This window comes from Micromonospora sp. WMMB482 (genome assembly GCF_019038635.1).
Classification (GTDB): Bacteria; Actinomycetota; Actinomycetes; order Mycobacteriales; family Micromonosporaceae; genus Micromonospora; species Micromonospora marina.
In genome coordinates this window covers 925,489-946,470 of sequence record NZ_JAHOPD010000020.1, presented here as the reverse complement: position 1 = coordinate 946,470, position 20,982 = coordinate 925,489, and the positions used below count along the sequence as shown (strand labels likewise).

At 73.1% G+C, this 20,982-nt stretch carries 22 protein-coding genes, 1 tRNA gene and 1 pseudogene; 15 read left to right on the top strand and 9 right to left on the bottom strand.

All coding sequences use genetic code 11. The features are described from left to right. Positions 1 to 80 precede the first annotated feature (80 nt). The 3 genes from KSK32_RS05280 to KSK32_RS05270 all read left to right on the top strand — a co-directional run bounded on the left by KSK32_RS05280 (position 81) and on the right by KSK32_RS05270 (position 1,708). On the top strand, positions 81 to 722 hold the full coding sequence (locus tag KSK32_RS05280) for a hypothetical protein (protein ID WP_216929028.1): 642 nt from the start codon (positions 81 to 83) through the stop codon (positions 720 to 722). Between the two features lie 75 nt (positions 723 to 797). Next, complete coding sequence (locus tag KSK32_RS05275) at positions 798 to 1,244, top strand: hypothetical protein (protein ID WP_216929026.1); 447 nt, start codon at positions 798 to 800, stop codon at positions 1,242 to 1,244. Between the two features lie 158 nt (positions 1,245 to 1,402). Further along, entirely contained in the window at positions 1,403 to 1,708 is a 306-nt protein-coding gene (locus tag KSK32_RS05270; protein ID WP_216929024.1) for a hypothetical protein, read from the top strand. Positions 1,709 to 1,827: 119 nt separating this feature from the next. Here the strand turns inward: KSK32_RS05270 and KSK32_RS05265 are convergent, their stop codons facing one another. Next, positions 1,828 to 2,280: a hypothetical protein gene (locus tag KSK32_RS05265; protein ID WP_216929022.1), complete on the bottom strand. Its 453-nt coding sequence runs from the start codon at positions 2,278 to 2,280 to the stop codon at positions 1,828 to 1,830. Between the two features lie 269 nt (positions 2,281 to 2,549). On the opposite strand from KSK32_RS05265, the gene KSK32_RS05260 reads away from it, so the two are divergent. Next, positions 2,550 to 3,188, top strand: a complete 639-nt coding sequence (locus KSK32_RS05260) for a class I SAM-dependent methyltransferase family protein (protein ID WP_216929013.1) — start codon at positions 2,550 to 2,552, stop codon at positions 3,186 to 3,188. A gap of 191 nt (positions 3,189 to 3,379) precedes the next feature. Here KSK32_RS05260 and KSK32_RS05255 read toward each other — a convergent pair whose 3' ends face one another. Further along, positions 3,380 to 3,520: a hypothetical protein gene (locus KSK32_RS05255; RefSeq protein WP_216929011.1), complete on the bottom strand. Its 141-nt coding sequence runs from the start codon at positions 3,518 to 3,520 to the stop codon at positions 3,380 to 3,382. A 146-nt stretch (positions 3,521 to 3,666) separates the two neighbouring features. On the opposite strand from KSK32_RS05255, the gene KSK32_RS05250 reads away from it, so the two are divergent. Beyond that, positions 3,667 to 4,077: a tyrosine-type recombinase/integrase gene (locus KSK32_RS05250; protein ID WP_289256636.1), complete on the top strand. Its 411-nt coding sequence runs from the start codon at positions 3,667 to 3,669 to the stop codon at positions 4,075 to 4,077. 82 nt (positions 4,078 to 4,159) lie between these two features. On the opposite strand, the gene KSK32_RS05245 is transcribed toward KSK32_RS05250, so the two are convergent. Then, a tRNA-Arg gene (locus KSK32_RS05245) sits at positions 4,160 to 4,232 on the bottom strand. 168 nt (positions 4,233 to 4,400) lie between these two features. Between KSK32_RS05245 and KSK32_RS05240 the strand changes: the two genes are divergently transcribed. Then, a complete protein-coding gene (locus KSK32_RS05240; RefSeq protein WP_216929007.1) occupies positions 4,401 to 5,135 on the top strand; it encodes a hypothetical protein in 735 nt (244 codons plus the stop codon). Positions 5,136 to 5,199: 64 nt separating this feature from the next. Here KSK32_RS05240 and KSK32_RS05235 read toward each other — a convergent pair whose 3' ends face one another. Beyond that, a complete protein-coding gene (locus tag KSK32_RS05235; RefSeq protein ID WP_216929005.1) occupies positions 5,200 to 6,216 on the bottom strand; it encodes an alpha/beta hydrolase in 1,017 nt (338 codons plus the stop codon). 149 nt (positions 6,217 to 6,365) lie between these two features. Then, positions 6,366 to 6,776: an HPF/RaiA family ribosome-associated protein gene (locus KSK32_RS05230; RefSeq protein WP_216929003.1), complete on the bottom strand. Its 411-nt coding sequence runs from the start codon at positions 6,774 to 6,776 to the stop codon at positions 6,366 to 6,368. A gap of 285 nt (positions 6,777 to 7,061) precedes the next feature. Between KSK32_RS05230 and ssb the strand changes: the two genes are divergently transcribed. From ssb to KSK32_RS05215, 3 genes and pseudogenes are all read left to right on the top strand, one after another. Beyond that, complete coding sequence (gene ssb, locus KSK32_RS05225; RefSeq protein WP_216929001.1) at positions 7,062 to 7,946, top strand: single-stranded DNA-binding protein; 885 nt, start codon at positions 7,062 to 7,064, stop codon at positions 7,944 to 7,946. A gap of 87 nt (positions 7,947 to 8,033) precedes the next feature. Next, a pseudogene (locus KSK32_RS05220) lies at positions 8,034 to 9,044 on the top strand (cobalamin biosynthesis protein); the annotation flags it as partial. A 122-nt stretch (positions 9,045 to 9,166) separates the two neighbouring features. Beyond that, entirely contained in the window at positions 9,167 to 10,708 is a 1,542-nt protein-coding gene (locus KSK32_RS05215) for a cobyric acid synthase (protein ID WP_216929000.1), read from the top strand. 71 nt (positions 10,709 to 10,779) lie between these two features. Here the strand turns inward: KSK32_RS05215 and KSK32_RS05210 are convergent, their stop codons facing one another. Next, positions 10,780 to 11,181 carry a rhodanese-like domain-containing protein gene (locus KSK32_RS05210; RefSeq protein ID WP_216927899.1) on the bottom strand — a complete coding sequence of 134 codons (402 nt, stop codon included), beginning with the start codon at positions 11,179 to 11,181 and terminating at the stop codon, positions 10,780 to 10,782. Positions 11,182 to 11,292: 111 nt separating this feature from the next. Between KSK32_RS05210 and KSK32_RS05205 the strand changes: the two genes are divergently transcribed. The 4 genes from KSK32_RS05205 to KSK32_RS05190 all read left to right on the top strand — a co-directional run bounded on the left by KSK32_RS05205 (position 11,293) and on the right by KSK32_RS05190 (position 15,281). Continuing rightward, the gene (locus KSK32_RS05205) at positions 11,293 to 11,946 is read left to right on the top strand and encodes a uridine kinase (protein WP_289256500.1); all 654 of its coding nucleotides are present in this window, start codon (positions 11,293 to 11,295) and stop codon (positions 11,944 to 11,946) included. 21 nt (positions 11,947 to 11,967) lie between these two features. After that, on the top strand, positions 11,968 to 13,332 hold the full coding sequence (locus tag KSK32_RS05200; RefSeq protein WP_216928999.1) for a dipeptidase: 1,365 nt from the start codon (positions 11,968 to 11,970) through the stop codon (positions 13,330 to 13,332). Between the two features lie 78 nt (positions 13,333 to 13,410). Beyond that, positions 13,411 to 13,617, top strand: a complete 207-nt coding sequence (locus KSK32_RS05195; protein ID WP_030273275.1) for a hypothetical protein — start codon at positions 13,411 to 13,413, stop codon at positions 13,615 to 13,617. Between the two features lie 80 nt (positions 13,618 to 13,697). After that, positions 13,698 to 15,281 carry an ATP-dependent DNA ligase gene (locus KSK32_RS05190; RefSeq protein ID WP_216928997.1) on the top strand — a complete coding sequence of 528 codons (1,584 nt, stop codon included), beginning with the start codon at positions 13,698 to 13,700 and terminating at the stop codon, positions 15,279 to 15,281. 4 nt (positions 15,282 to 15,285) lie between these two features. On the opposite strand, the gene KSK32_RS05185 is transcribed toward KSK32_RS05190, so the two are convergent. Together KSK32_RS05185 and KSK32_RS05180 are read right to left on the bottom strand one after the other, a co-directional pair. Then, entirely contained in the window at positions 15,286 to 15,780 is a 495-nt protein-coding gene (locus KSK32_RS05185; RefSeq protein ID WP_216928995.1) for a hypothetical protein, read from the bottom strand. A gap of 245 nt (positions 15,781 to 16,025) precedes the next feature. Next, a complete protein-coding gene (locus KSK32_RS05180; protein ID WP_216928993.1) occupies positions 16,026 to 16,844 on the bottom strand; it encodes an SURF1 family protein in 819 nt (272 codons plus the stop codon). Between the two features lie 135 nt (positions 16,845 to 16,979). On the opposite strand from KSK32_RS05180, the gene KSK32_RS05175 reads away from it, so the two are divergent. Together KSK32_RS05175 and KSK32_RS05170 are read left to right on the top strand one after the other, a co-directional pair. Then, positions 16,980 to 18,350 (top strand): cobyrinate a,c-diamide synthase, encoded by a 1,371-nt coding sequence (locus KSK32_RS05175; protein ID WP_216928991.1) that lies wholly within the window; start codon positions 16,980 to 16,982, stop codon positions 18,348 to 18,350. Then, a complete protein-coding gene (locus KSK32_RS05170) occupies positions 18,347 to 18,709 on the top strand; it encodes a GNAT family N-acetyltransferase (protein ID WP_216928983.1) in 363 nt (120 codons plus the stop codon). Before KSK32_RS05175 ends, KSK32_RS05170 begins: the two co-directional genes overlap by 4 nt. 111 nt (positions 18,710 to 18,820) lie before the next feature. On the opposite strand, the gene KSK32_RS05165 is transcribed toward KSK32_RS05170, so the two are convergent. Further along, positions 18,821 to 20,953 (bottom strand): transglycosylase domain-containing protein, encoded by a 2,133-nt coding sequence (locus KSK32_RS05165; protein ID WP_216928981.1) that lies wholly within the window; start codon positions 20,951 to 20,953, stop codon positions 18,821 to 18,823. Between the last annotated feature and the right edge of the window lie 29 nt (positions 20,954 to 20,982).

Below are 20,982 nucleotides of genomic sequence, written 5' to 3'. Positions count from 1 at the left end.
CGGTACGGTCCGCCGGGGCCGGCTGCAGCTGTCAATTCGGCGACCCTGAGATTCGGTGCTCGCGTGCTTCACTGTCGAGCATGAGGTGGCGGACGGGCCGGAGTGTCGCGACTGCCCTGGCGGCCATCGTGGCGATCGTCTCGGTCATCGCCTGGCAGCGGTGGCAGAACCAGCCGCCGTACGGCCCGGAGGCGCTGGCTCTCCGGTCCTCGCTCAGTTTCGTGACGAACGAGGAGGCCCAGGCCGCACTCGGTGAGAACGGATCCGCTCCGTTCGCCTCCGGACGTGACCAGTTGGTGCTCGGCCGGCTCTCCTGGCAGACCCCGCCCCGGCCTCTCGACGGCGGCTACCTCGCGGTCTTCCTCATCGACAAGCGCACCGACTCCAAGCCGGCGGTCTTCGGCGTGGCCGCTCCACAAGCGGCCGTCGGCATCGGCAGCGCGGGCATCGAGCACCGGATCGCCGAGCGCTACTCCTGGCTCCGTGGCGCTGGTGACGCCACCTTCGGGGATGACGAGTGGCGGAGCAACGGCAGCAGGCTGCATGTGGCAGACGAGAAGGCATCCCCGGTCACCTTCGTCGCGCTCTTCCCGTACGCCGAGGAGCGTGATCCGGGGACGTCGACGGCGACCGCTCCGGTCCAGATGTCCGACCTGCTGCTGGCCCTCGTCTACATGGGTTCGGACGGGCAGGTGTACTGGGCGCAGCGGCTCCAAGGCTAGGCCGATGGCCCGGGGGCGTGTCGAACCTGTGGCCTCGGGACGGAGGGAGATCGCGGAGCGTTTAGAGTCCGGGCTGTGGATCTCGTCGGCTGCGTGGAGCGGGTGCTCGACCTTCGGACGCTTGATCTCGCAACGCAACCCCTACCCGGTCCCGACACCGCCGCTTCGCGGGTCGTGGGACACGGCTACCTGGTCCTGTACTTGAGTGCCAGCGAAGAGTTCGATGACAACGGACACGTGGTCGAGGTCCTGGAGCGCTTCGAGCAGGACTGCGCCGGCCTCGAAGCGGCGGTGAGCGAGTTGTGGGGACCGGCAGTGGGCGTCGACCTCCGGCCGTTCATGGACAGCATGGTGCGCGGCGAGTCGGTGCCGGAACTTTCCGGGTTCCTCGCCGGAATCGTGTCGGAGGTGTCCGCCTGGCACCTTCTTGATCGGAGCATCTGTGTCGGCGTCGGCCTGTGCGACACCCACGGTCCGGTGGTTCTGATAGCCGCAGTGGGCGATCTGCGGCGGCATCTCTGAGGGCTGCCTTGTCTGCTGTCGCGTCACTGACCTTGATCCCCAGGAGCAGCGTCCCCGAGCTGGCTCGGTCGGCCCGCACCTCGTCCTCGTCACTTCGCTCGTACCTGGCCGAACACGGCCGCGAACTCCACGAAACGTACGACTGGTCGGGGCACTGCATGCTGCACGTCCTGAGCTATTTGGAGGACCGCGACGTAGACCTGGAGCAGTCGGAATTCGACGCCGAGTCAGCGGCCGTCAACAACGTCCATGACCTGACGGTGTTCATCACGCCGGCCCACAAGCGGTTCCTGGACCAGCTCGACCCCGCGGCGCACCGTGCGGAGGAGTTGGCCGCCCACTTCGACGAGATGGGGCTGAGTTTCGAGGAGAGCGGCACGGCCGGGTCGGACGGGCTGAGGCTGTTGCACGACAGCATCTCCGAACTCGGCGACGATCAGGTGTTGCTCCTGCACATCGGCTGACACCGAAGGAGTGCTGCTGGGCCGCGACCTGCCAGCATGAGCGGTGACGTAGGACGGCGGGTGAACTCCGCGGAGCCCGGAGCTGGCGGAGGAGTTCGATCTGAGCCGCGAGCGTCTGTCTAGAACAGGGGCTGATCGAGGTCGTCGTCGCTGTCCTGCTCGGCAGGGTCAGGCTCCACCGCCGAGGGGACCTCAACGAGGTCAATCCCTCGCGGGTCGTACAGCCAGTACAGCCGCCCCTCCTTCTCCTGCCGGCCAGACAGGCGCATCGCAAGCCCTTCTCGGAAAGCCTGGATTGCCTGGTCGTACAACTCTTCAGGTAGCCGGACCCGGAGCTTCTTGGCTTGCGAGCCCTCGATGACGTTCAGGCGAATCACGCCCGCAGTGCCCGGCCGGTCCAGCAGTGTCACCGTCCCGAGCGCCGTGACGCCGACGGAAGGCTCGGTCCGGGCGAACCTGGTACTGGCGTTCTCAAGAGCAACGACGTCCGATGGCTCAAACTGGACGTAGGTCGGCCCGGGTGCATCTTCCCGCCAGTCCCGCCACTCCGGCTGCTGCACGATCTGCGGCACGCCTGCGCGACGGGCCGCGCCGCTGACCTGCGGTGGTGAGGTGAGGTGCGCCCGGCAGGATTCGAACCTGCGGCCGTGGGACTAGAAGGAGATCGGGGATGGCAGGGCAGGCGACTCCACACCTGGTCAGCCTGTCGGCTGCTGTCGGGCAGCGTCGGCGTCGGCGGGTCGGCGTGGCTGTACGGATGGCTGTACAGCCACGCACTTCACGACCCCGCTGATATCGCGACGGGCGTCGGTGTCGACCTTGCTGTGGCAAGGTGAGCCAGATGACCACCCAGACTCACTGGCAGGCGTGGCATGAACCCTACGCCGACGAAAACTCCCCGCTGTCGCGTCGACTGCGGCTGGTACAGCAGCACATCGCCTCGTGGCTCGACCAGCGTCCCGACGAGCGGTTGAACGTGGTGAGCGCATGCGCGGGCCAGGGCCATGACCTCATCGGTGTCCTCGCCTCACGGCCTGACGTCCATCGGGTCCATGGGACTCTGCTTGAGTACGACGCGGGCAACGTGGCAGCCGCCCAAGCCGCCGTCCGCCAGGCTGGACTCTCAAACCTCGTGGTCAGGCAGGCAGACGCTGGGCGACTCTCGTCGTACGTCGGCGCGGTTCCGGCTGATCTCGTGCTCATGGTCGGGGTCTTCGGCAACATCTCCGACGCCGACGTACAGCGAACGATTGTCGCGCTTCCTCAGCTGTGCGCTGATGGCGCTACGGTGATCTGGACCAGGGCGCGGCGAGAACCGGACCTGACGCCAGCCATACGGGCGTGGCTCCGCGATGCCGGCTTCGCGGAGGAGGCATTCCACGCTCCGGACGACGTGCGATTCTCTGTAGGCGTTCATCGGTTCGACGGCGGCTCACGTCCACTGGACGCCACGGAAACGGTCTTCAAGTTCGTCCGCTGATGGAGTGGTAATCGCGGGTGATCCGCCCGGCATCTCTGAGGAGGGTCGGAGTCCGGGGCAGAGCTCCGAGGTCTTTAGCTCCTGGCGCCCCGAAAGTGTGGCCGGCCGGCTCGGCCGATTTGCTGGCCGAGAAGACGGACGCTGGTCTCTCGGCAACGACGGTTCGGCACATCCACGGGCTGATCCGGAACTCACTCGGTGACGCCGAGCGGGAAGAACTGGTGCACCGCAACGCCGCCAAGTCTGTCCGTCCGCCCGCCATGAGGCAGGTCGAGCGTCGCGCCCTGGGCGTGAACGAGGCCAAGCGGTTGCTCGACGTACTTCGGGGACACCGCCTGGAAGCCTTGTACGTCTGCGCCCTGACGGTCGGGCTTCGTCAGGGGGAGTCGCTCGGGCTCGCCTGGTCGGACATCGACTTCGACGCCGGCACTCTGACTGTTCGCAAACCGTCCAGCGGGCCGGTGGCCAGTTGCAGCTCGTGGCGCCCAAGACGGAGCGGGCCCGGCGGATGGTTCCGGTGCCCACGCAGACCCTCGCCCTCCTCCGCGCGCATCGTCGGCAGCACGCCGCGGATCGGTTGGCGGCGGGGGAGCGGTGGCAGGATCACGGCCTGGTCTTTCCGTCGAAGGTCGGCACGCCGCTGGACCCGGACCACATCGACCGGACGTGGCACAAGATCCGGGCGTCAGCCGGCCTCGACTGGCTGCGGCTGCACGACCTGCGGCACGCCTGCGCGACGTTCCTGCTCGTCTCCGGTGCCTCGCCTCGGACCGTGATGAAGGTGCTCGGGCACAGCCAGATCGGGCTGACGACGAACACCTACGCCCACGTCCTGCCGGAGATCGAGCGGGCCGCCGTGGACGAGGCCGCGAAGCAGCTCTTCGGCTGACGTGGCTGTACGAATGGCTGTACGGGGGCCGTGGTGATCGTCTCGACCGGAAGCGGGAAGCCGCTGACCTGCGGTGGTGAGGTGCGCCCGGCAGGATTCGAACCTGCGGCCTTGGGATTAGAAGTCCCCTGCTCTATCCGCTGAGCTACGGGCGCGCGCCGACGGTCGTCGCGCCAAGAGGGTACCGCCGCTCCCGGCGTGCCCGGGGGTACGGGTCGGCGCGTCCGTCCCGCCGCCCAGCGTCCCACGCCGGGGCCCGGACCGGCACCACAGTTCCGGCGGGTCCGTCGCGGGCCGGGCGACGTGATCCGTACCCTCGTCGGATGCTGCTCGACCAGGAAACCGAGAACGAGATCGTCTTCGAGCTGTGCCAGCTCCTCGGGCGGGCCATCCTGCCTGTCACCGGCTCGGATGCGCCGGGCGCGCCGGCGGGCGTCCTCGGTACGGCGTTCTTCTACAGCGAGCTGGTCGGCGCCACCGACGACGGCGAGATCGCGCACGAGTGGCTGCTCACCGCCGACGCGCTCACCGGCTGTGCGTACGGCGAGATCGGGTTGCGGCCGAGCGTCACCGACCCGGCGGAGGGAGCGGACGAGCCGATCGACCTGCCCGGTTTCGCGGACCACTGGCTGCACCTGCCGGAACTGGGGCTCGCCGCGATGCCGACCGGCGGCCTGCACGGCTACGCCGACGATCGGGGCTGGCGCTGGCGTACCCAGCAGGTCACCGAGGCGGTGGCCGCGCCGGCCGACTCGGTCGCCCGGATCGGCGCGGCGCCCGCCTCGGCGTTCGTGCTGGCCCTCGGTGTCGGCGACGGCGGGGCGCGCCCGCTGGAGGCGGTGGTCGAGCGGGTCGCCCGGGACGGCGGCGAGGTGCGGGTCACGACGGAGCTGCCCGCCGGGTATGTGGGCGCGCCGGTGTTCGCGGTCGAGGCCGGGCCGGACGGCGGGCCCGCGCTGCGCTGCCTCGGCGTGGTGCTGCCGCCGCAGGCCGGCGGTCACCCGATCGCCACGTTCGACCGGATCCGGGCCGCGCTCGCGGCGGTCGTCGCCGACTGAACCGGCCGTCCGGCGGCGGGACGGCCGACTGGGTCGGGCATCCCGGCGGCGGGACGGACCGGCCTCAGCCCTCGGCGTTCGCGTCGGCCGGTCGGCGCGGCGCCGGCGGCGTCACCGGCTCCGGTTCGGTCGGTCCGGCGCGGAGGAATCCCTCCGCCCACCGTCCGACCTCCGCGAAGACCTTCTCGCGCACGCCGGGACTGGACAGCGTGAGGTCGTGCAGTCCGCCGTCGAAGCGGGCGAGCGTGACGTGCCGGCCGAGACGGGGCGCCCAGCGCACCATGTGCTCGACGTCGAGCACCGCGTCGGCGCCGGTCGCGCTGTCGTGCCACTTCGTGCCCCGGAAGCTGCGCGTGGAGCAGGCGAGCAGCACCGGCACCGGGATGTCTAGCCCGGCCCGCAGGCGTCGCTGACCGGCGCGGATCGCGTTGATCCAGCCGGCCCGCACCGGGAACCCGGCGAGCGGTTTCCAGGCCAGGTCGTACCGCCACTCGCCCCGGTGGTCGGCGTGCAGACTCTCGCCGTACACGGTGCCCAGGCCGAACGGCAGCACACGCTGCGGCGCCCTGCGGCCCAGGCGCGAGACGGCGGCCGCGAGGGGTCGGCGGACCATCCAGGGTGCGTTGATGTCGAAGAAGGGGCTGTTGAGCACGATGCCGTCGACCAGGCCCGCGTCGCGGCGGTCGTGCGCCCAGAGCGAGACGATCAGGCCCCCGGTCGAGTGGCCCATGGCGAGCAGGGTGTCGTGGCCCTCCTCGGCACGGATGATCTCCGCGGCGGCGTCCAGCTCGGGGAAGTAGTCGCTCAGCTCACGGCAGAAGTTCGGGGTCTGGTGCGGAAGCAGGCTGCGGCCGTACTTGCGCAGGTCGAGCGCGTAGAAGTCCCACCCGCGCTCGGCGAAGAAGTCGGCCACGTGGGTCTGGAAGAAGTAGTCGACGAAGCCGTGCACGTAGAGCACAGCGCGGCCGGTCGGGCGGTCGGCCCGCCGCCGCACGAGGGTCGCGACCACCGGCCCCTCGTCGTCGGTGCCCAGCTCGATCGTCCGCCGCTCGTAGGGGGCGCCCAGCACGTCCGGTTCCACGACCGCGACGGTACGCCGCCGCGCTACCCGGCGGTAGGGGGTAAGGAGGGGGCCCTTGTTAACGCCTCCGGTAGCGGAAGGGCCCCTTGTTAACCAATCGACGCCGTCGGCCCGCCCGCCTGCACCGCGCGGGCGGGCCGTGCCGGACTTCAGGCGGTTTCGGCGTCCTCGCGCTCGGCGTCCTGCAACGGGGCGACCTCGGGCTGGTCGACGGCGCGCAGGTGCTTGTTGTGGCGCGGCTCCTGCCGGGTCTTCGCGTCGTTGAGCTTGCGGCGCAGGTCGTCCCGGACGTCGTTGAGCGCGGCGTGCAGATCCTCCTCGGTCGAGGTGGTGACGATCTTCTGCCGCCCGGCGATCCAGCACTCCAGGGTCACCTTCTGGCCCCGGGCTTCGCGATCCTTGACGGTCACCTCCAGCTCGGTGGCGTCGGCGTGGAAGCCGGCGAGCCGGGCGTCCAGGGTCGCGAACTGCTCGGCGATCCAGTTGCGGTCGCCCTGGGAGAACCCGGCGCCGACCCGCAGGCACTCGGCCACGGTCGCGGGGTTCGCCACGGCGCTCATCGCGCTGCCTCGCGGACGTCTCGGAGAAGCATGGGAGCTCCCTTTCTCTCGGTTGATCAAGTACTTACCCAACCGGCGTGATTCCGGAACGCCTGCTTGCCGGCTCCTCTCGATCATGTGTCGGCGCTGGTCAGGCCCGTAGGGTCGGTCGGCCTAGCAGATCGGGACCTTGATCAGGTGGTTGTCCACAGCCCGGCTCGTCGTCCACAGGTCCGGGCCGGCGGGTGGTCCGGGCCGGGCGTTCGGCCGACGCTCACCGGGACAAGTCGATCCCTGGGAGGGGCGATGTTCGATACGTACGTGACGATCGTCGGCAACGTGCTGACCGCGCCGGAGTGGCGCCGGACCACGCAGAGCGGAACGCTGGTGGCTAACTTCAAGGTCGCCTCGACGGCCCGCCGGCTCGACCGCGACAGCGGCCGCTGGGTCGACGGCAACAGCCTTCGGGTACGCGTCAACTGCTGGCGCCGCCTCGCCGAGGGGGTGGCCGCCTCGGTGGCTGTCGGTGACCCGGTGATCGTCGCCGGGCGCCTCTACACGCGGGACTGGACCGACGAGGCGGGCACCCACCGCACGCTCTACGAGCTGGAGGCGGTCGCGGTCGGGCACGACCTGTCCCGGGGGCGCGCCCGGTTCCTGCGCAACCAGCCCCGCGCGGCGACCAGCACGGTCGAGGACGCGGAGGCCGAGCAGCGGGTGCACGGCGAGGCGACCGAGCCGGTGCCGGACGCCCAGGCCCCGGCGACGTTCGACGGCCGGCCCTTCGACGACGACTTCCCGCCGCCGGAGTACGGGGGCGGCCGGGTCGGGCCGGTCGGCACCGTCGAGCGGGTGGGCGAGCCCGACCCGTTCGACACCCGGCCCGGCGAGCCCGTTTCCGGCAGGGACGCCCGGTTCGGCGGCCCGCCCGGAGGTCTGCCGGGCAACCCGTCGGGCGTGCGGGCGGACGGTCCGTCCGGCGCCGGCGCAGGCCTGCCGGCCGAGGACGACGAGCTGTCCCCCGAGGAGGGCGACGAGCCGGTCCCGGTCGGGGACGACGAGCTGGGTGAGGTCACCGCACCGGTTGTCGGCGGACCGGATGAGGGCGATCCGGGCGGCGCGAGTCCGGGCGGCACCGCCGGGACCGCCTCCGGGCGCCGTGGCCGGCGGCGGACCCCGGTGCCCGCCTGACCGTTCGTCGGACGGGGGCGCGGGGTGGTGACACCGACGTCACCACCCCGCGGTACGACTAGGCTGGCCGGCCGGAGGTGGTGACGGGTGCGGCAGGCGACCGCCATGGCGAACGCGACCGGGTTGGTGGCGGGCTACGTGCTCGACGCCCTGCTCGGTGACCCCCGCCGGTGGCATCCGGTGGCCGGCTTCGGCACGGCGGCCGCCGCGCTGGAACGGCGGGTCTACCGCCCCGACCGGAGGGCCGGGACCGTGTTCACCGCGCTCGCAGTCGGCGCGCCGGTCCTGCTCGGTGCCGGGGCCGCGCTGGCGACCCGCCGTCATCCGGTGGCCCGGGCCGCGCTGGTGGCCGCCGGCACCTGGACGGTGCTGGGTGGGCGGACGCTGCGGCGCGAATCCCGGGTGATGGCACGGGCGCTGGGCCGGGCCGACCTGCCCGCCGCCCGGGCCCGCCTGGGCAACCTCTGCGGACGCGACCCGTCCGCCCTCGACGAGCCCGAACTCGCCCGCGCCACTGTCGAGTCGGTCGCCGAGAACACCTCGGACGCCGTGGTCGCCCCACTGGTCTGGGGCGCGGTCGCGGGACTGCCCGGCCTGCTCGGCTACCGGGCGGCGAACACGCTCGACGCGATGGTCGGCCACCGCTCGCCCCGGTACGCCCGCTTCGGCACCCCGGCCGCCCGGCTGGACGACGCGCTGAACCTCGTGCCGTCCCGGCTCACCGGGCTGCTCACTGTGGCCGTCGCGCCGGTCGCGCACGGGGACCGCGACGCCGCCTGGCACGTGTGGCGGCGGGACCGGGCCGACCACCCGAGCCCGAACGCCGGTCAGTGCGAGGCGGCCATGGCGGGCGCGCTCGGCGTCCGGCTCGGCGGGCGCAACGTCTACTTCGGCCGCGCCGAGACCCGGCCGTTCCTCGGTGACGGCCCCCGCCCCGAGGCGCGGCACCTCAAGCGGGCCGCCCGGATCTCCGGCGCGGTGGGTGGGACCGCGCTCGGCCTGGCCGCGCTCTACCCGGTAACGGTCGGTCGCGTGGCCGGGGCCGCCGGACGGGCCGCGCTGGCCGCCCTCACCCGGGCGGCCGGTGGCTCGGGCCGGGCGGCTCATGGCTCGGGCGGGGAGGCTCGTGGCTCGGGGCGGTTGGTTCGCGGTTCGGGCCGGGCGGCTCGCGACGCGGGCGGCGCAACTGAGGCGGGCGGCGGGCGCCGGGGGAGCGGGCGGTGAGCGGCGGGCTGCTGGTCGCCGGCACCACCTCCGACGCCGGCAAGAGCGTGCTCACCGCCGGCATCTGCCGCTGGCTGCGCCGCCGGGGCGTCCGGGTCGCCCCGTTCAAGGCGCAGAACATGTCGAACAACTCCGCCGTGGTGGTCGGGCCGGACGGTCGGGGCGGCGAGCTGGGCCGGGCCCAGGCGATGCAGGCCGCCGCCTGCGGGCTGGACGCGGACCTGCGCTTCAACCCGGTGCTGCTCAAGCCGGGCAGCGACCACGCCAGCCAGGTGGTGCTGCTCGGCGACGCGGTGGACACGGTCACCGCCGGCAACTACCACGAGGTACGGGCCCGGCTCGCCACCACGGCGTACGCGGCACTGGCCGAGCTGCGATCCGAGTACGACGTGGTGATCTGCGAGGGCGCGGGCAGCCCCGCCGAGATCAACCTGCGCGACGGCGACTACGTCAACATGGGCCTGGCGCGGCGGGCCGGGCTGCCCACGATCGTGGTCGGCGACATCGACCGGGGTGGCGTGTTCGCCTCGATGTTCGGCACCGTCGCCCTGCTCGACGCCGCCGACCAGGCGCTCGTGGCCGGTTTCGTGGTCAACAAGTTCCGGGGCGACCGCGGCCTGCTCCAGCCGGGGCTGGACATGCTGCGCCGGGTCACCGGCCGCCCGACGTACGGGGTGGTGCCCTGGGCGCTGGACCTGTGGCTGGACGCGGAGGACTCGCTCGCGTACGGGCGGGTGCTCGGCCGCCCGGCCGCGCCACGGGGCACCGACTGGCTCGACGTCGCAGTGGTCCGGCTGCCCCGGATCAGCAACGCCACCGACGTGGAGGCGCTGGCGACCGAGCCGGGTGTGCGGGTACGCCTCACCGTCGAGCCGGCCGAACTGGCCGCCGCCGATCTGGTGGTGCTCCCCGGCACCAAGTCGACAGTCGCCGACCTCGCCTGGCTGCGGGAGACCGGCCTCGCCGACGCGGTCCGGGCGCACGCCGCCGCCGGACGGCCGCTGCTCGGCATCTGCGGCGGCTTCCAGATGCTGGGCCGGGCGATCCACGATGCGGTGGAGAGCCGCCGGGGCACCGTACCCGGCCTCGGGCTGCTGCCCGTCGAGATCACGTTCGAGCCGGGCAAGACGGTCCGCCGGGCCGAGGGCACCGCCGCCGGCGACGTGCCGGTCCACGGCTACGAGATCCACCACGGCCGGGTCTCGGCCGCCGACCCGGGCCTCGCGCCGCTGCTGCGCTACACCGACGGCACCGGCGAGGGCGCGCGTCTCGGCAGCGTGTACGGCACGCACTGGCACGGCGCCTTCTCCTCGGACGCGTTCCGCCGCCGGTTCCTGACCGAGGTCGCGGAGACGGCCGGGCGGACCGGCTTCAAGGTCGCGCCGGACACGTCCTTCGCGGCGGCCCGGGAGCGGACGCTGGACCTGCTGGGCGACCTGGTGGAGGAGCACCTCGACACGGACGCGCTGTGGCGGCTCATCGAGTCCGGCCCGCCGCCGGGACTTCCCTTCGTGCCGCCCGGCGCGCCACCGGCGTAGCGGGCCGCTCCACCGGCACTCGCCGGCGGTGACCGGCTCGGACCGCGAGCCTCAGCGCCGGCCGCGAGGGCTCAGTAGCGCACGTCGGCCGGGCGGTCGGACATCGGCAGCCCGGCCTCCCGCCAGCCCTGCACCCCGCCGACCATGTCGGTGGCCTGCCGCAGCCCCAGCGTCTGGAGGCTGGCGGCGGCGAGGCTGGAGCTGTACCCCTCCCGGCACACCACGATGACCTCGCGGTCGTACCCGGTGGCCTCGGGGATGCGCCATTCGCTGGCCGGGTCGAGCCGCCACTCCAGCACCGTGCGGTCGATGACGATCGCGCCGGGCAGCTCACCCTCCTCGCGGCGCTGCGCCTCGGTACGCGTGTCGATCAGCAGCGCGCCGCCACGGACCGCCTCGACGGTCTCGTGCGGGGTGAGCCGGCGGAGACCGGCGCGGGCCTGTTCCAGGAGGGCGTCGACGCCCGGACACATCACGTCATGGAGCACCCCCCGATGATGCCCAGCGCGCCGCGCCGCCGCTCGGCGAAACGGTCCGCCCGGGTCGCAGTTTCCAGCGGACGGGGGAACGTTAGCGTCGGTCGGGTGAACGTCGCGGTGATCGAGACGTACGCCGGGTTGGCCCGCCGGGTGCTGGCCGGTCCGGCGCGGTTGGGGCGTACCCGGCTGGTCGCCGTCGACGGACCCAGCGGCGCGGGCAAGAGCCGGTTCGCGGCGCGCCTCGCGGACGCCCTCGCGGCGCGGGCGGGCGGCGTCCGCCCGCCGCTCGTGCACACCGACGACCTGCTCGACGGCTGGGACGACCAGTTCACGTTCTGGACCCGGCTGGAGGAGCAGGTGCTCGGCCCGCTGCGGGCCGGCCGGACGGGCGGCTACCGCCGGTACAGCTGGGTGCGCCGGCGCTTCCTGGACCGGGTGGTGCCGGTGCCGCCCGGTCTGGTGCTGATCGTCGAGGGGGTGAGCGCCGCCCGCGCGGCGGTACGCCCCGAGCTGACGCTGTCGGTGCTCGTCACCGCGCCGGCCGAACTGCGGTTGCGCCGGGCGCTGGACCGCGACGGTGCGCAGATCCTGCCGGAGCTGCGCCGCTGGCACGCGGGGGAGCGGGCGCACTTCGCCGCCGACGGCACCGAGGCGGCGGTGGACCTGGTGGTCGACGGCGCCCCGGACCTGCCGCACGACGGCGACCGCTACTACGTGCGCGTGGGGCCGCGGCCGGGCTCGGGCGACGGGGCAGGGTAAGGCCAGCATACGATTCCGGTCATGACCACTCCGATCCTCTCCGAGTCCGAGGTGCGGGCCGCCGTCGAGCGGGAACTCCCCGGCGTCCGTGCCGATCTCGAGCGACTCGTCCGCATCCCGGGCATCGCCTTCGAGGGCTTCGACCACTCGCACGTGGAGCGTTCCGCCGAGGCGGTGGCGGAGCTGCTGCGCGGCTGCGGCCTCGACACGCGGATCGTCCGGTCCGGCGGCCAGCCCGCAGTGATCGGCACGAAGGCGGCCCCGCCCGGCGCGCCCACAGTGCTCCTGTACGCGCACCACGACGTGCAGCCGGTCGGCGACCTGTCGCTGTGGGAGTCGGACCCGTTCGAGCCGGTGGAGCGCGACGGCCGCCTGTACGGCCGGGGCGCCGCCGACGACAAGGCCGGCATCATGGCGCACGTCGCCGCGCTGCGCGCGTTCGGCGACCGGCTCCCGGTCGGCGTGGTGCTGTTCATCGAGGGCGAGGAGGAGTACGGCTCGGACTCGCTGGAGCGGCTGCTCGCCGAGCACCGCGACGACCTGTCCTCGGACGTCATCGTGATCGCCGACTCCACCAACTGGGACGTCGGCGTGCCGGCGCTGACCACCTCGCTGCGCGGCATCGTCAACTGCTTCGTGGAGGTGCGCACGCTCGACCACGCGGTGCACAGCGGCATGTTCGGCGGTGCCGTGCCGGATGCGCTCACCGCGCTGGTGAAGCTGCTCGGCACGCTGCACGACGAGGCCGGTGACGTCGCGGTGGACGGGCTGGTCGGCCGCGAGGGCGCCAGCGTCGACTACCCGGAGGACCGGTTCCGCGCCGAGGCCGGCCTGGTCGACGGCGCGACGCTGTTCGGTACCGGGCGGATCACCGACCGGCTCTGGACCAAGCCGGCGCTGGCGATCCTGGGCGTGGACGCGCCGGCCACCGGCGAGGCCCCGAACGCGCTGGTGCCGTCCGCGAAGGCGAAGCTGAGCGTACGGCTGGCGCCGGGCGACGACCCGAAGAAGGCGTACGCGGCGCTGACCGCGCACCTTCAGCGGCACGCGCCGTGGGGTGCGCAGGTGTCGGTGACGTTCGAGCACGACGGCGCGCCCTGCGTCATCGACGCCTCCGGGCCGATGTTCGACGCGGCCCGGTCGGCGTTCCGGACGGCCTGGGACGGCACCGACCCGGTCGACATCGGGGTGGGCGGGTCGATCCCGTTCATCGCCACGTTCCAGGAGATGTTCCCGCAGGCCGCGATCCTGGTGACCGGTGTGGAGGACCCGCACGCGCGGGCGCACGGGCCGAACGAGAGCCTGCACCTGGGCGAGTTCGCCCGGGTGTGCCTGGCCGAGGCGCTGCTGCTGGCCCGGGTGGCGGAGGCCGGAAACCGCGCCTGAGGTGTCGAAACCGTAACTTCGGGGCCGATGTCGGAGTTTGTGGTGTGTCGGCGGGCGGGGTGTTATAGCCTTTCGAACATGCGTACGAACGACGAGATGGAGCGGCTCCAGGCCGCCGTCCGTGCTCTGGGGGACGTCGACGTCTCCGCGTGGTCCGAGGACACGCTCAACGAACAGATCGGCGAGCTCTCCGCCGCCCTGGTCACGCTCGACGCGCTGCTCACCCGGGTCGCCGAGGGCGTGCGCGGGCGCGGCCTGCGCATCGAGGAACCCGTCTCGGCCTGACCGTCGGCCCGGCGCACCCGTGCGGTGTGCCGGGCCGACGGATCCACCCCGATGTCACATGCGGCTGGCAGGATGTGGGCGTGCGTTTCGCGGAGCTGGCGGCCACCTCGGCCGCGGTCGGGGCCACCAGTGGCCGACGGGCCAAGGTGGAGCTGCTGGCCGCCGCGCTGCGCGGGCTGGAGCCGGGCGAGATCCCGGCCGGCGCCGGCTACCTCGCCGGTGAGCTGCGCCAGCGTCAGACCGGCGTCGGCTGGGCGGGCCTGCGTGACCTGCCCCCGCCGGCCGCCGAGCCCACGCTGACAGTCGCCGCCGTCGACGCGGCGATCGAGGAGATCTCCCGCGTCGCCGGGGCCGGTTCGCAGGCCCGGCGACGGGAGCTGGTCGGCCGTCTCTTCGCCGCCGCCACCGCCGACGAGCAGCGCCTGCTGACCGGCCTGTTCCGGGGTGAGCTGCGCCAGGGCGCGCAGGCCGGGCTGCTGGCCGACGCGGTCGCGCGGGCCGCCGACGTCTCGGTCACGGCCGTTCGGCGGGCCCTGTTGCTCGCCGGTGACCTGCGGGCGGTGGCGGTCGCGGCGCTCACCGGCGGCGCCGCCGCGCTCGCCGGGTTCGGGCTCCAGGTGGGCCGGCCGCTCGCGCCGATGCTGGCGCAGAGCGCGCCTACGGTCGACGAGGCGCTCACCGCCACCGGCGTGCCGGCCGTGGTCGACGTCAAGCTCGACGGCATCCGCATCCAGGTGCACCGCTCCGGCCCGGACATCGCGGTCTTCACCCGCAGTCTGGACGAGATCACCGGCCGGCTGCCCCAGGTGGTGGCCGCCGTCCGTGCGCTGCCCGCCCGCGAGCTGGTGCTCGACGGCGAGGCGATCGGGCTCGACGCCGCCGGCCGGCCGCTGCCGTTCCAGGAGACGTCCAGCCGGGCGGCCCGGCGCACCACGCCCAGCACCACCGGGCAGGCGCCGGTCGCGCCCGCCGTGCTGGCCGCCGCCGAGCGCACCGGCGAACCGGTGCTCACGCCGTACTTCTTCGACCTGCTGCACCTCGACGGCACCGACCTGATCGACGCGCCCGGGCGGGAGCGGTGGTCGGCCCTGGCCGGTGCGGTCGACACGTCGCTGCTCGTCGACCGGGTCGAGGTGGACGACGTGGACCAGGCGGCCGCGGCGTTCGCCGCGGCGGTCGACGCCGGCCAGGAGGGCGTGGTGGTCAAGGATCCGGCCGCGCCCTACGACGCCGGCCGGCGCGGCTCGGCCTGGGTCAAGGTCAAGCCGCGGCACACGCTTGACCTGGTGGTCCTCGCGGTCGAGTGGGGCAGCGGCCGGCGGGAGGGCTGGCTGTCCAACCTGCACCTCGGCGCGCGCGATCCGCGCACCGGCCAATTCGTCATGCTCGGCAAGACGTTCAAGGGGCTCACCGACGAGCTGCTGCGCTGGCAGACCGAGCGGTTCCTGTCGCTCGCCGTGGAGAAGGGCGACTGGGTGGTGCGGGTCCGGCCGGAGCAGGTGGTCGAGATCGCGTTCGACGGGGTGCAGACCAGCAGCCGCTACCCGGGCGGCATGGCGCTGCGCTTCGCCCGCGTGCTGCGCTACCGCGACGACAAGACCGCCGCCGAGGCGGACACCATCGATGCGGTCCGCGCCATCCACGCCGGCCGGGTCACCGGCTGACGGCTCAGCCGGCCGACAGCGACCGGGCGTAGTTGACCTGGTTGTTGAGCTGCTGCACCTGGAACTGGTCGGTCACCGGGATCCGCGCGACGTACTGGTGCCCGCCGCTGCTCACCGTCACCTGCACGGTGCCGTAGTGCCGCGTCTCCTTGATCAGCAGGAACAGGAGGCTGAACACGGTCAGGCAGAAGAAGCCGAGGATCGCGGCGACGACGGCCCACGGCGCGATCTTCTCCTCCTTCTGCCAGCAGTCGGTCACGTACCAGGAGGCGCCGGCGAGCGGCAGGACACCGGCCGGGGTACGGATGACCGGCGGCGTCACCATGATCTCGGCGATCTGCACCGCCACCGCCGACTGCGCGGGCGGCACCGGCGGCGCGGCGAACTGCGGCGCGGCCGGGAACTGCTCGGTGGGCGGCGCGACGGCCGGGGGCATGGCGGACCAGGGGTCGTACGCGGGTGGCTCGGCGGCCGGGGGCGTCGTGGCGTCAGAGGTCACCGCGACCCCCACGATCGACGATCATCCGCGGCCCCTACCAACGTCCCCGCCGCCCGGTGTGCCGCCGGATCCACGGCCGGTTCCCGCACGGAACCTCATCGCGCAGAACCGATATGACTCAGAGGCATAATTATGCCGCTGAGTCATATCGGTCGTGAGGAGTTTCTTTCCCAACGGCGGCTACGGTGAGTAACGGGTGCCTGTGCCGAGGATCGACGAGGCGGACCGTGCCCGCTGCGGCTCACTCAGGCGGAGGTGGGGGCGGCCGGCTCGGCGGCGCGGTCCACCGGCTCGCCCGGGGCGTCCAGCCCGGCCCGGCGGCGGGCCTCCCGGCGCGCCACCCAGCCGTAGCCGAACAGGCTCATCACCGCGAAGATCCACCACTGCCACACGTAGCCGAAGTTCTGCCAGTTGTTGGTGTGCCCGATGTGGACGGCCTGGAAGGCCGGGTCGGCGGCCGGCGTCTGTCCGTCGAGCAGCACGTAGCCGCCGGTGACCGGGTAGGGGAGCTGCTCGGCGAGGCGGGGGATGTCGATCCGCCGGGCCTCCAGCTTGCCGTCGCGCCGGCTGACCGCGCCGCCGCCGCTCTCGCTGCCGACCACCCGGCCGGTGACAGTCACCTCGCCGGTCGGCGCCGCCGGCACCTGCGGCTGGACGGTCGCGCCGGCGCCCGGCACGGGCGGGATCCAGCCGCGGTCGACGAGCACCGCGCTGCCGTCGGCCAGCACCAGCGGGGTGAGCACCTCGAACCCGACCGTCCGGTCGAGGGTCCGGCCGCGGATCAGGACGGTGTTCGCGCTGTCGTACCGGCCGGTGGCGGTGACCCGGCTCCAGGTGAGCTCCTCGGACGGCGGGGGGCCGACGTCGCCGCTGCTGGGCGCCGGGAGCGCGTCGCGCAGCGGCGCGGGCGTCATGGTGGCGCCGGCGTCGATGCGCTCGTTGACCGCCGTCCGGCCCCGGTAGCGGTCCAGCTGCCAGTTGCCCAGGAACACCATCACCGTGGCGGCGACGAGCGTGAGCGCGAGGTAGCCGAGCCAGCGCGGGGTCAGCAGGAACCGGTACACGTTGGCCAAGGCTACCCGTATGAGCGATGCCACTCGCCGCTGCCAGGGCGAAAACGGCGGTGTGCGCGCCCCTCGCGTGCCGGGCCGGACGGGTATGGTCACGCGGGCGGAAACCACCCACATCAGGAGTCGATGATGACCGACGTGCCGCGCGTCGTGCTGAGTGCGCCCTCCTCGGGGCACGGCACCGGCGCCGTCTCCCTCGGCCTGCTCGCGGCGCTCACCGACCGGGGGATCCCGGTGGCCGGGTTCAAGGTCGGGCCGGACCAGGTGGACGCGGCGTACCTGGGGCTCGCCGCGGGGCGCGCCGGGCGCACGCTGGACCCGAGACTGGCCGGCCCGGAGCGGATCGCCCCCCTTTTCACGTACGGCGCGGCCGACGCCGGGTTCGCGCTGGTGCAGGGCACGATGGGCCTCTACGACTCGGTCGCCGGGCGTCCGGAGAGCGAGTCCACGGCGGCCGTCGCCACCGCGCTGCGCAGCCCGGTGGTGCTGGTCGTGGACGTGGCCGCGATGGGCCAGTCGGTGGCCGCGCTGGTGCACGGCTTCCGGGCGTACGACGACGAGCTGTGGCTGGGCGGCGTGATCCTCAACCGGGTGGCCTCGCCCCGGCACGAGGCGCTGCTGCGCGAGGCGCTCGACGACGTCGGCGTGCGGGTCTACGGGGCACTGCGCCGGCACGAGCTGCCTCCGGTGCTGCCCGCCCGCCGGTACGGCACCGGGCCCGTGGTGCGTGCCGACGCCGACGCCGAACGTGGCGTACGCCGGCTCGGTGAGGCTGTGGCCGCCACCGTCGACCTCGACCGGCTGCTGGCGCTGGCCCGCTCCGCCCCCGCGCTCACCGTCGAGCCGTGGTCGCCGGAGCCGGCCGACGCCCCGCAGCCGTCGGGGGAGCGGCCGGTGGTGGCGCTGGCCGGCGGACCGGCCGGCGCCTACAGCCATCCCGAGACGGCCGAGCTGCTGCGCGCCGCCGGTGCCGAGGTGGTCACGCTCGACCCGCTGCGCGACGAGGCGCTGCCCGCCGGGGCCCGCGCGCTCGTCGTCGGCGGCGGGCTGCCCGAGACGTACGCGGAGCAGCTCTCCGCCAACCGCCGCCTCTGCATCGCGGTGGCCGAGCTGGCCCGTTCCGGCCGCCCGGTGATCGCCGAGGGGGCCGGCCTGCTCTGGCTGGCCCGGGAGCTGGACGGCCTGCCCATGTGCGGGGTGCTCGACGCGGTCGGCACGGTCAGGGACGGCCTGGTGGTCGGTTACCGCACGGCCACTGCGGTCACCGACAGCGTGGTGGCGGCGGCCGGCACCACGGTGACCGGGCACAAGCAGCACGCCGCAGTGCTCACGCCGCGCGCCGGTGACCGTCCGGCCTGGCGGTGGGAGGGCGGCAACCCGGAGGGCTTCGTCCGGCAGGCGGTGCACGCCTCGCAGCTCGTGCCGCACTGGGCCGCGCATCCGGACATCGCGGCCCGGCTGGTGGCCGCCGCGCTGGCGCCGGTGGGGGCACCGGCGTGATCGGGCAGGTGGCGGTACGCCGGTTCCCGGCGCTCACCGTCTCAACCCCCCGCATCGAGGTGCGGCATCTCGTCGCCGCCGACGCGGAGGCGGTGGACGAGGTGTTCGCCGACCGGCAGACGCAGCGCTGGCTGCCGCTGGCCGACGCGTCCGGGCAGATCGACGGGCGGGCGTGGTGCACCGAGCTGGCCCGGCAGCGACGCGACAGCGGCGACGGTGACCACTGGGCGGTGGTCCGCCGGGAGGACCAGCGGGTCGTCGGCTTCAGCTACGAGGGCCTGTTGCGCAACGCCGGTTTCGTCCGCGGCGCCCGGGTCGACCTGGAACTGTGGTCCTTCGTCGCCGCCGACCTCCGCTGACCGCCCTCGGCCCCAACGTCGATCAAGGAGTTCGCGTCGGCGGATCGGGCGATCCCTGACGCAAACTCCTTGATCAACTACCCGGGCGCACCCCCGGGCGGAACAGAGGGGTCAGCCGACTATCTGGTCCGAGGGTGGGGTGAACTGGCGGGTGGGCTGGCCCTTCAGGGAATCCCGCAAGGTCTGCGCCACCGCGTTTACCGGAATCTGGGCCTGCCCGTCACCCACCGCGTTGAACGGGTTGTCCGGATCGGCGATGAAGCTCGCCGCCGCCAGTTCCGGCGTGTAGCCGACGAACCACGCCGACCGGGTGCTGTCGGTCGTACCCGTCTTGCCGGCGACCGGGCGGCCGACCGTACCCCGCACGCTGTCGGCGGTCGACCAGCCGCCGCAGCTCCCCTTGGCCGGGGTGTCGCCGGTCGGGCAGCGCGCCGCGTCGGTGGCGGCCCGGGCCGCGTCGGCGTTCACCACCTGCCGGCACCGGGGCTTGGCGACCTCCCGTTGCACCCCGCCCGCCGTGGTGTACGTGGCGGGCGTGCCGTCCCGGTTCATGATCGCGTTGACCGGGATGGCCTCGCAGTAGCGGCCGTCGGCGGCGATGGCGGCGTACGCGTTCGCCATCTCCAGCGGGGTGGCGTCGGAGACGCCGAGCGTGAACGCGCCCCACTTCTTCGCCTTCCCCGGCGACGCCTGCTCCTTGTCCACGTCGGTACGCCAGCGCAGCCCCAACTGCTCGGCCAGGCGCACGCCGGCATCCGCGCCGATCTTCTCCTCCAGCTGGACGAAGTAGGTGTTCACCGACTTGCCGAACCCGGACCACATGGTCTGCCGGCCGGTCATCGCGCCGCTGGCGTTCGACGGCGCCCACCCGTCGTATACGGCCGACTTGTACGTGTGCGGCGAGTCGTACGCGGTGGACAGCGGCATCCCGGCGTTGAGCGCGGCGAGCATCGGGAACATCTTGAACGTCGAACCGGCCTGGTAGCCAGGGAGCGTCCCGCCGCCGAGCAGCGGCGCCACCGTGTTCGGATAGTTCGCCTTGACCTTCGGGCCGGCCTCCGGGTTCGAGCTGTTCGGGTTCTCGGCCAGGTCCAGCGAATAGTTGCGGTTCACCGCCATCGCCTTGATCCGCCCGGTGCCGGGCTCGGCGACCACGATCCCGTTGGCGAACGGGCTGCCGGTGTTGTCCTTGGCCCCGACGTTCTTCTCCGCCGCCGCCTGGGTCTTCGGGTCGAGCGCGAGCACGATCCGGTAGCCGCCGCGGCGCAGCTCGTCCATCCGTTCCAGCCGGTTCTCGCCGAACGCGGGTTGCGAGCTCCACCAGTTCTTCAGGTAGTCGCAGTAGAAGCCCCAGCTGCGGTGCCCACCGTCGATCGCGGCGCAGTCGTTGGGCGGGGTGGTCAGCTTCAGCTTGATCGGCTGGCCCTTGGCCGCGGCGGCCGCGTCCGGCGACAGGTAGCCGAGGCGGGCCATGTTGTCCAGCACGTAGTTGCGCCGGCCGGTGGCGTCCTTCTGGTCCGAGGTGATCGGGTCGTACTCCGACGGCGACTTCACCAGCCCGGCCAGCGTGGCCGCCTCGACCGGGGTGAGCGTGGCCGGGGTCTTGGAGAAGAAGATCTGCGAGGCGGCGTAGATCCCGTACGCGCGGTGACCGAAGTAGGCCGAGTTGAGGTAGCGCTCCAGGATCTGGTCCTTGCTCAGGTGTTTCTCGATGTCCAGCGCCATGCGCATCTCCCTGACCTTGCGCAGGCTGGTCTGCTGGGTCGCCTCCTGGACCTCCCTGGGTGTGGTCGCGCTGTCCCGCAGCGCCATCCGCACGTACTGCATGGTGATCGTCGAGGCGCCCTGGGAGACGCCGCCGGATCGGGCGTTCGACACGAAAGCACGCGCCACGCCCTTCGGGTCGACGCCGCGGTGCTGGTAGAAGCGGTTGTCCTCGGCGGCGACGATCGCCTGCTGGATGTTCGGCGACATTTTCTCGATCTTGGTGTACTGCCGGTACTCCTCGTAGAACATCGTCAGCACGGTCTTGCCGTCCGGCGCGTAGACGTACGAGGTCTCGGCCGGCAGCGCGGTCTTGAGGATGTTCGTCTTCTGTTCGATCGCGTGCGCGGTGGCCTTGGCCCCGATGCCGGTGACGGCGACCAGCGGGTACAGGGCGGCGGCGACCACGATGCCGGCGATCAGCCCGGCACGGAGAAGGGGAACGAGACGGCCAGCGGAAGCAAGGGGACGACTGCTCACGGGGTCAAGCTATGACATTTCCGATTCGG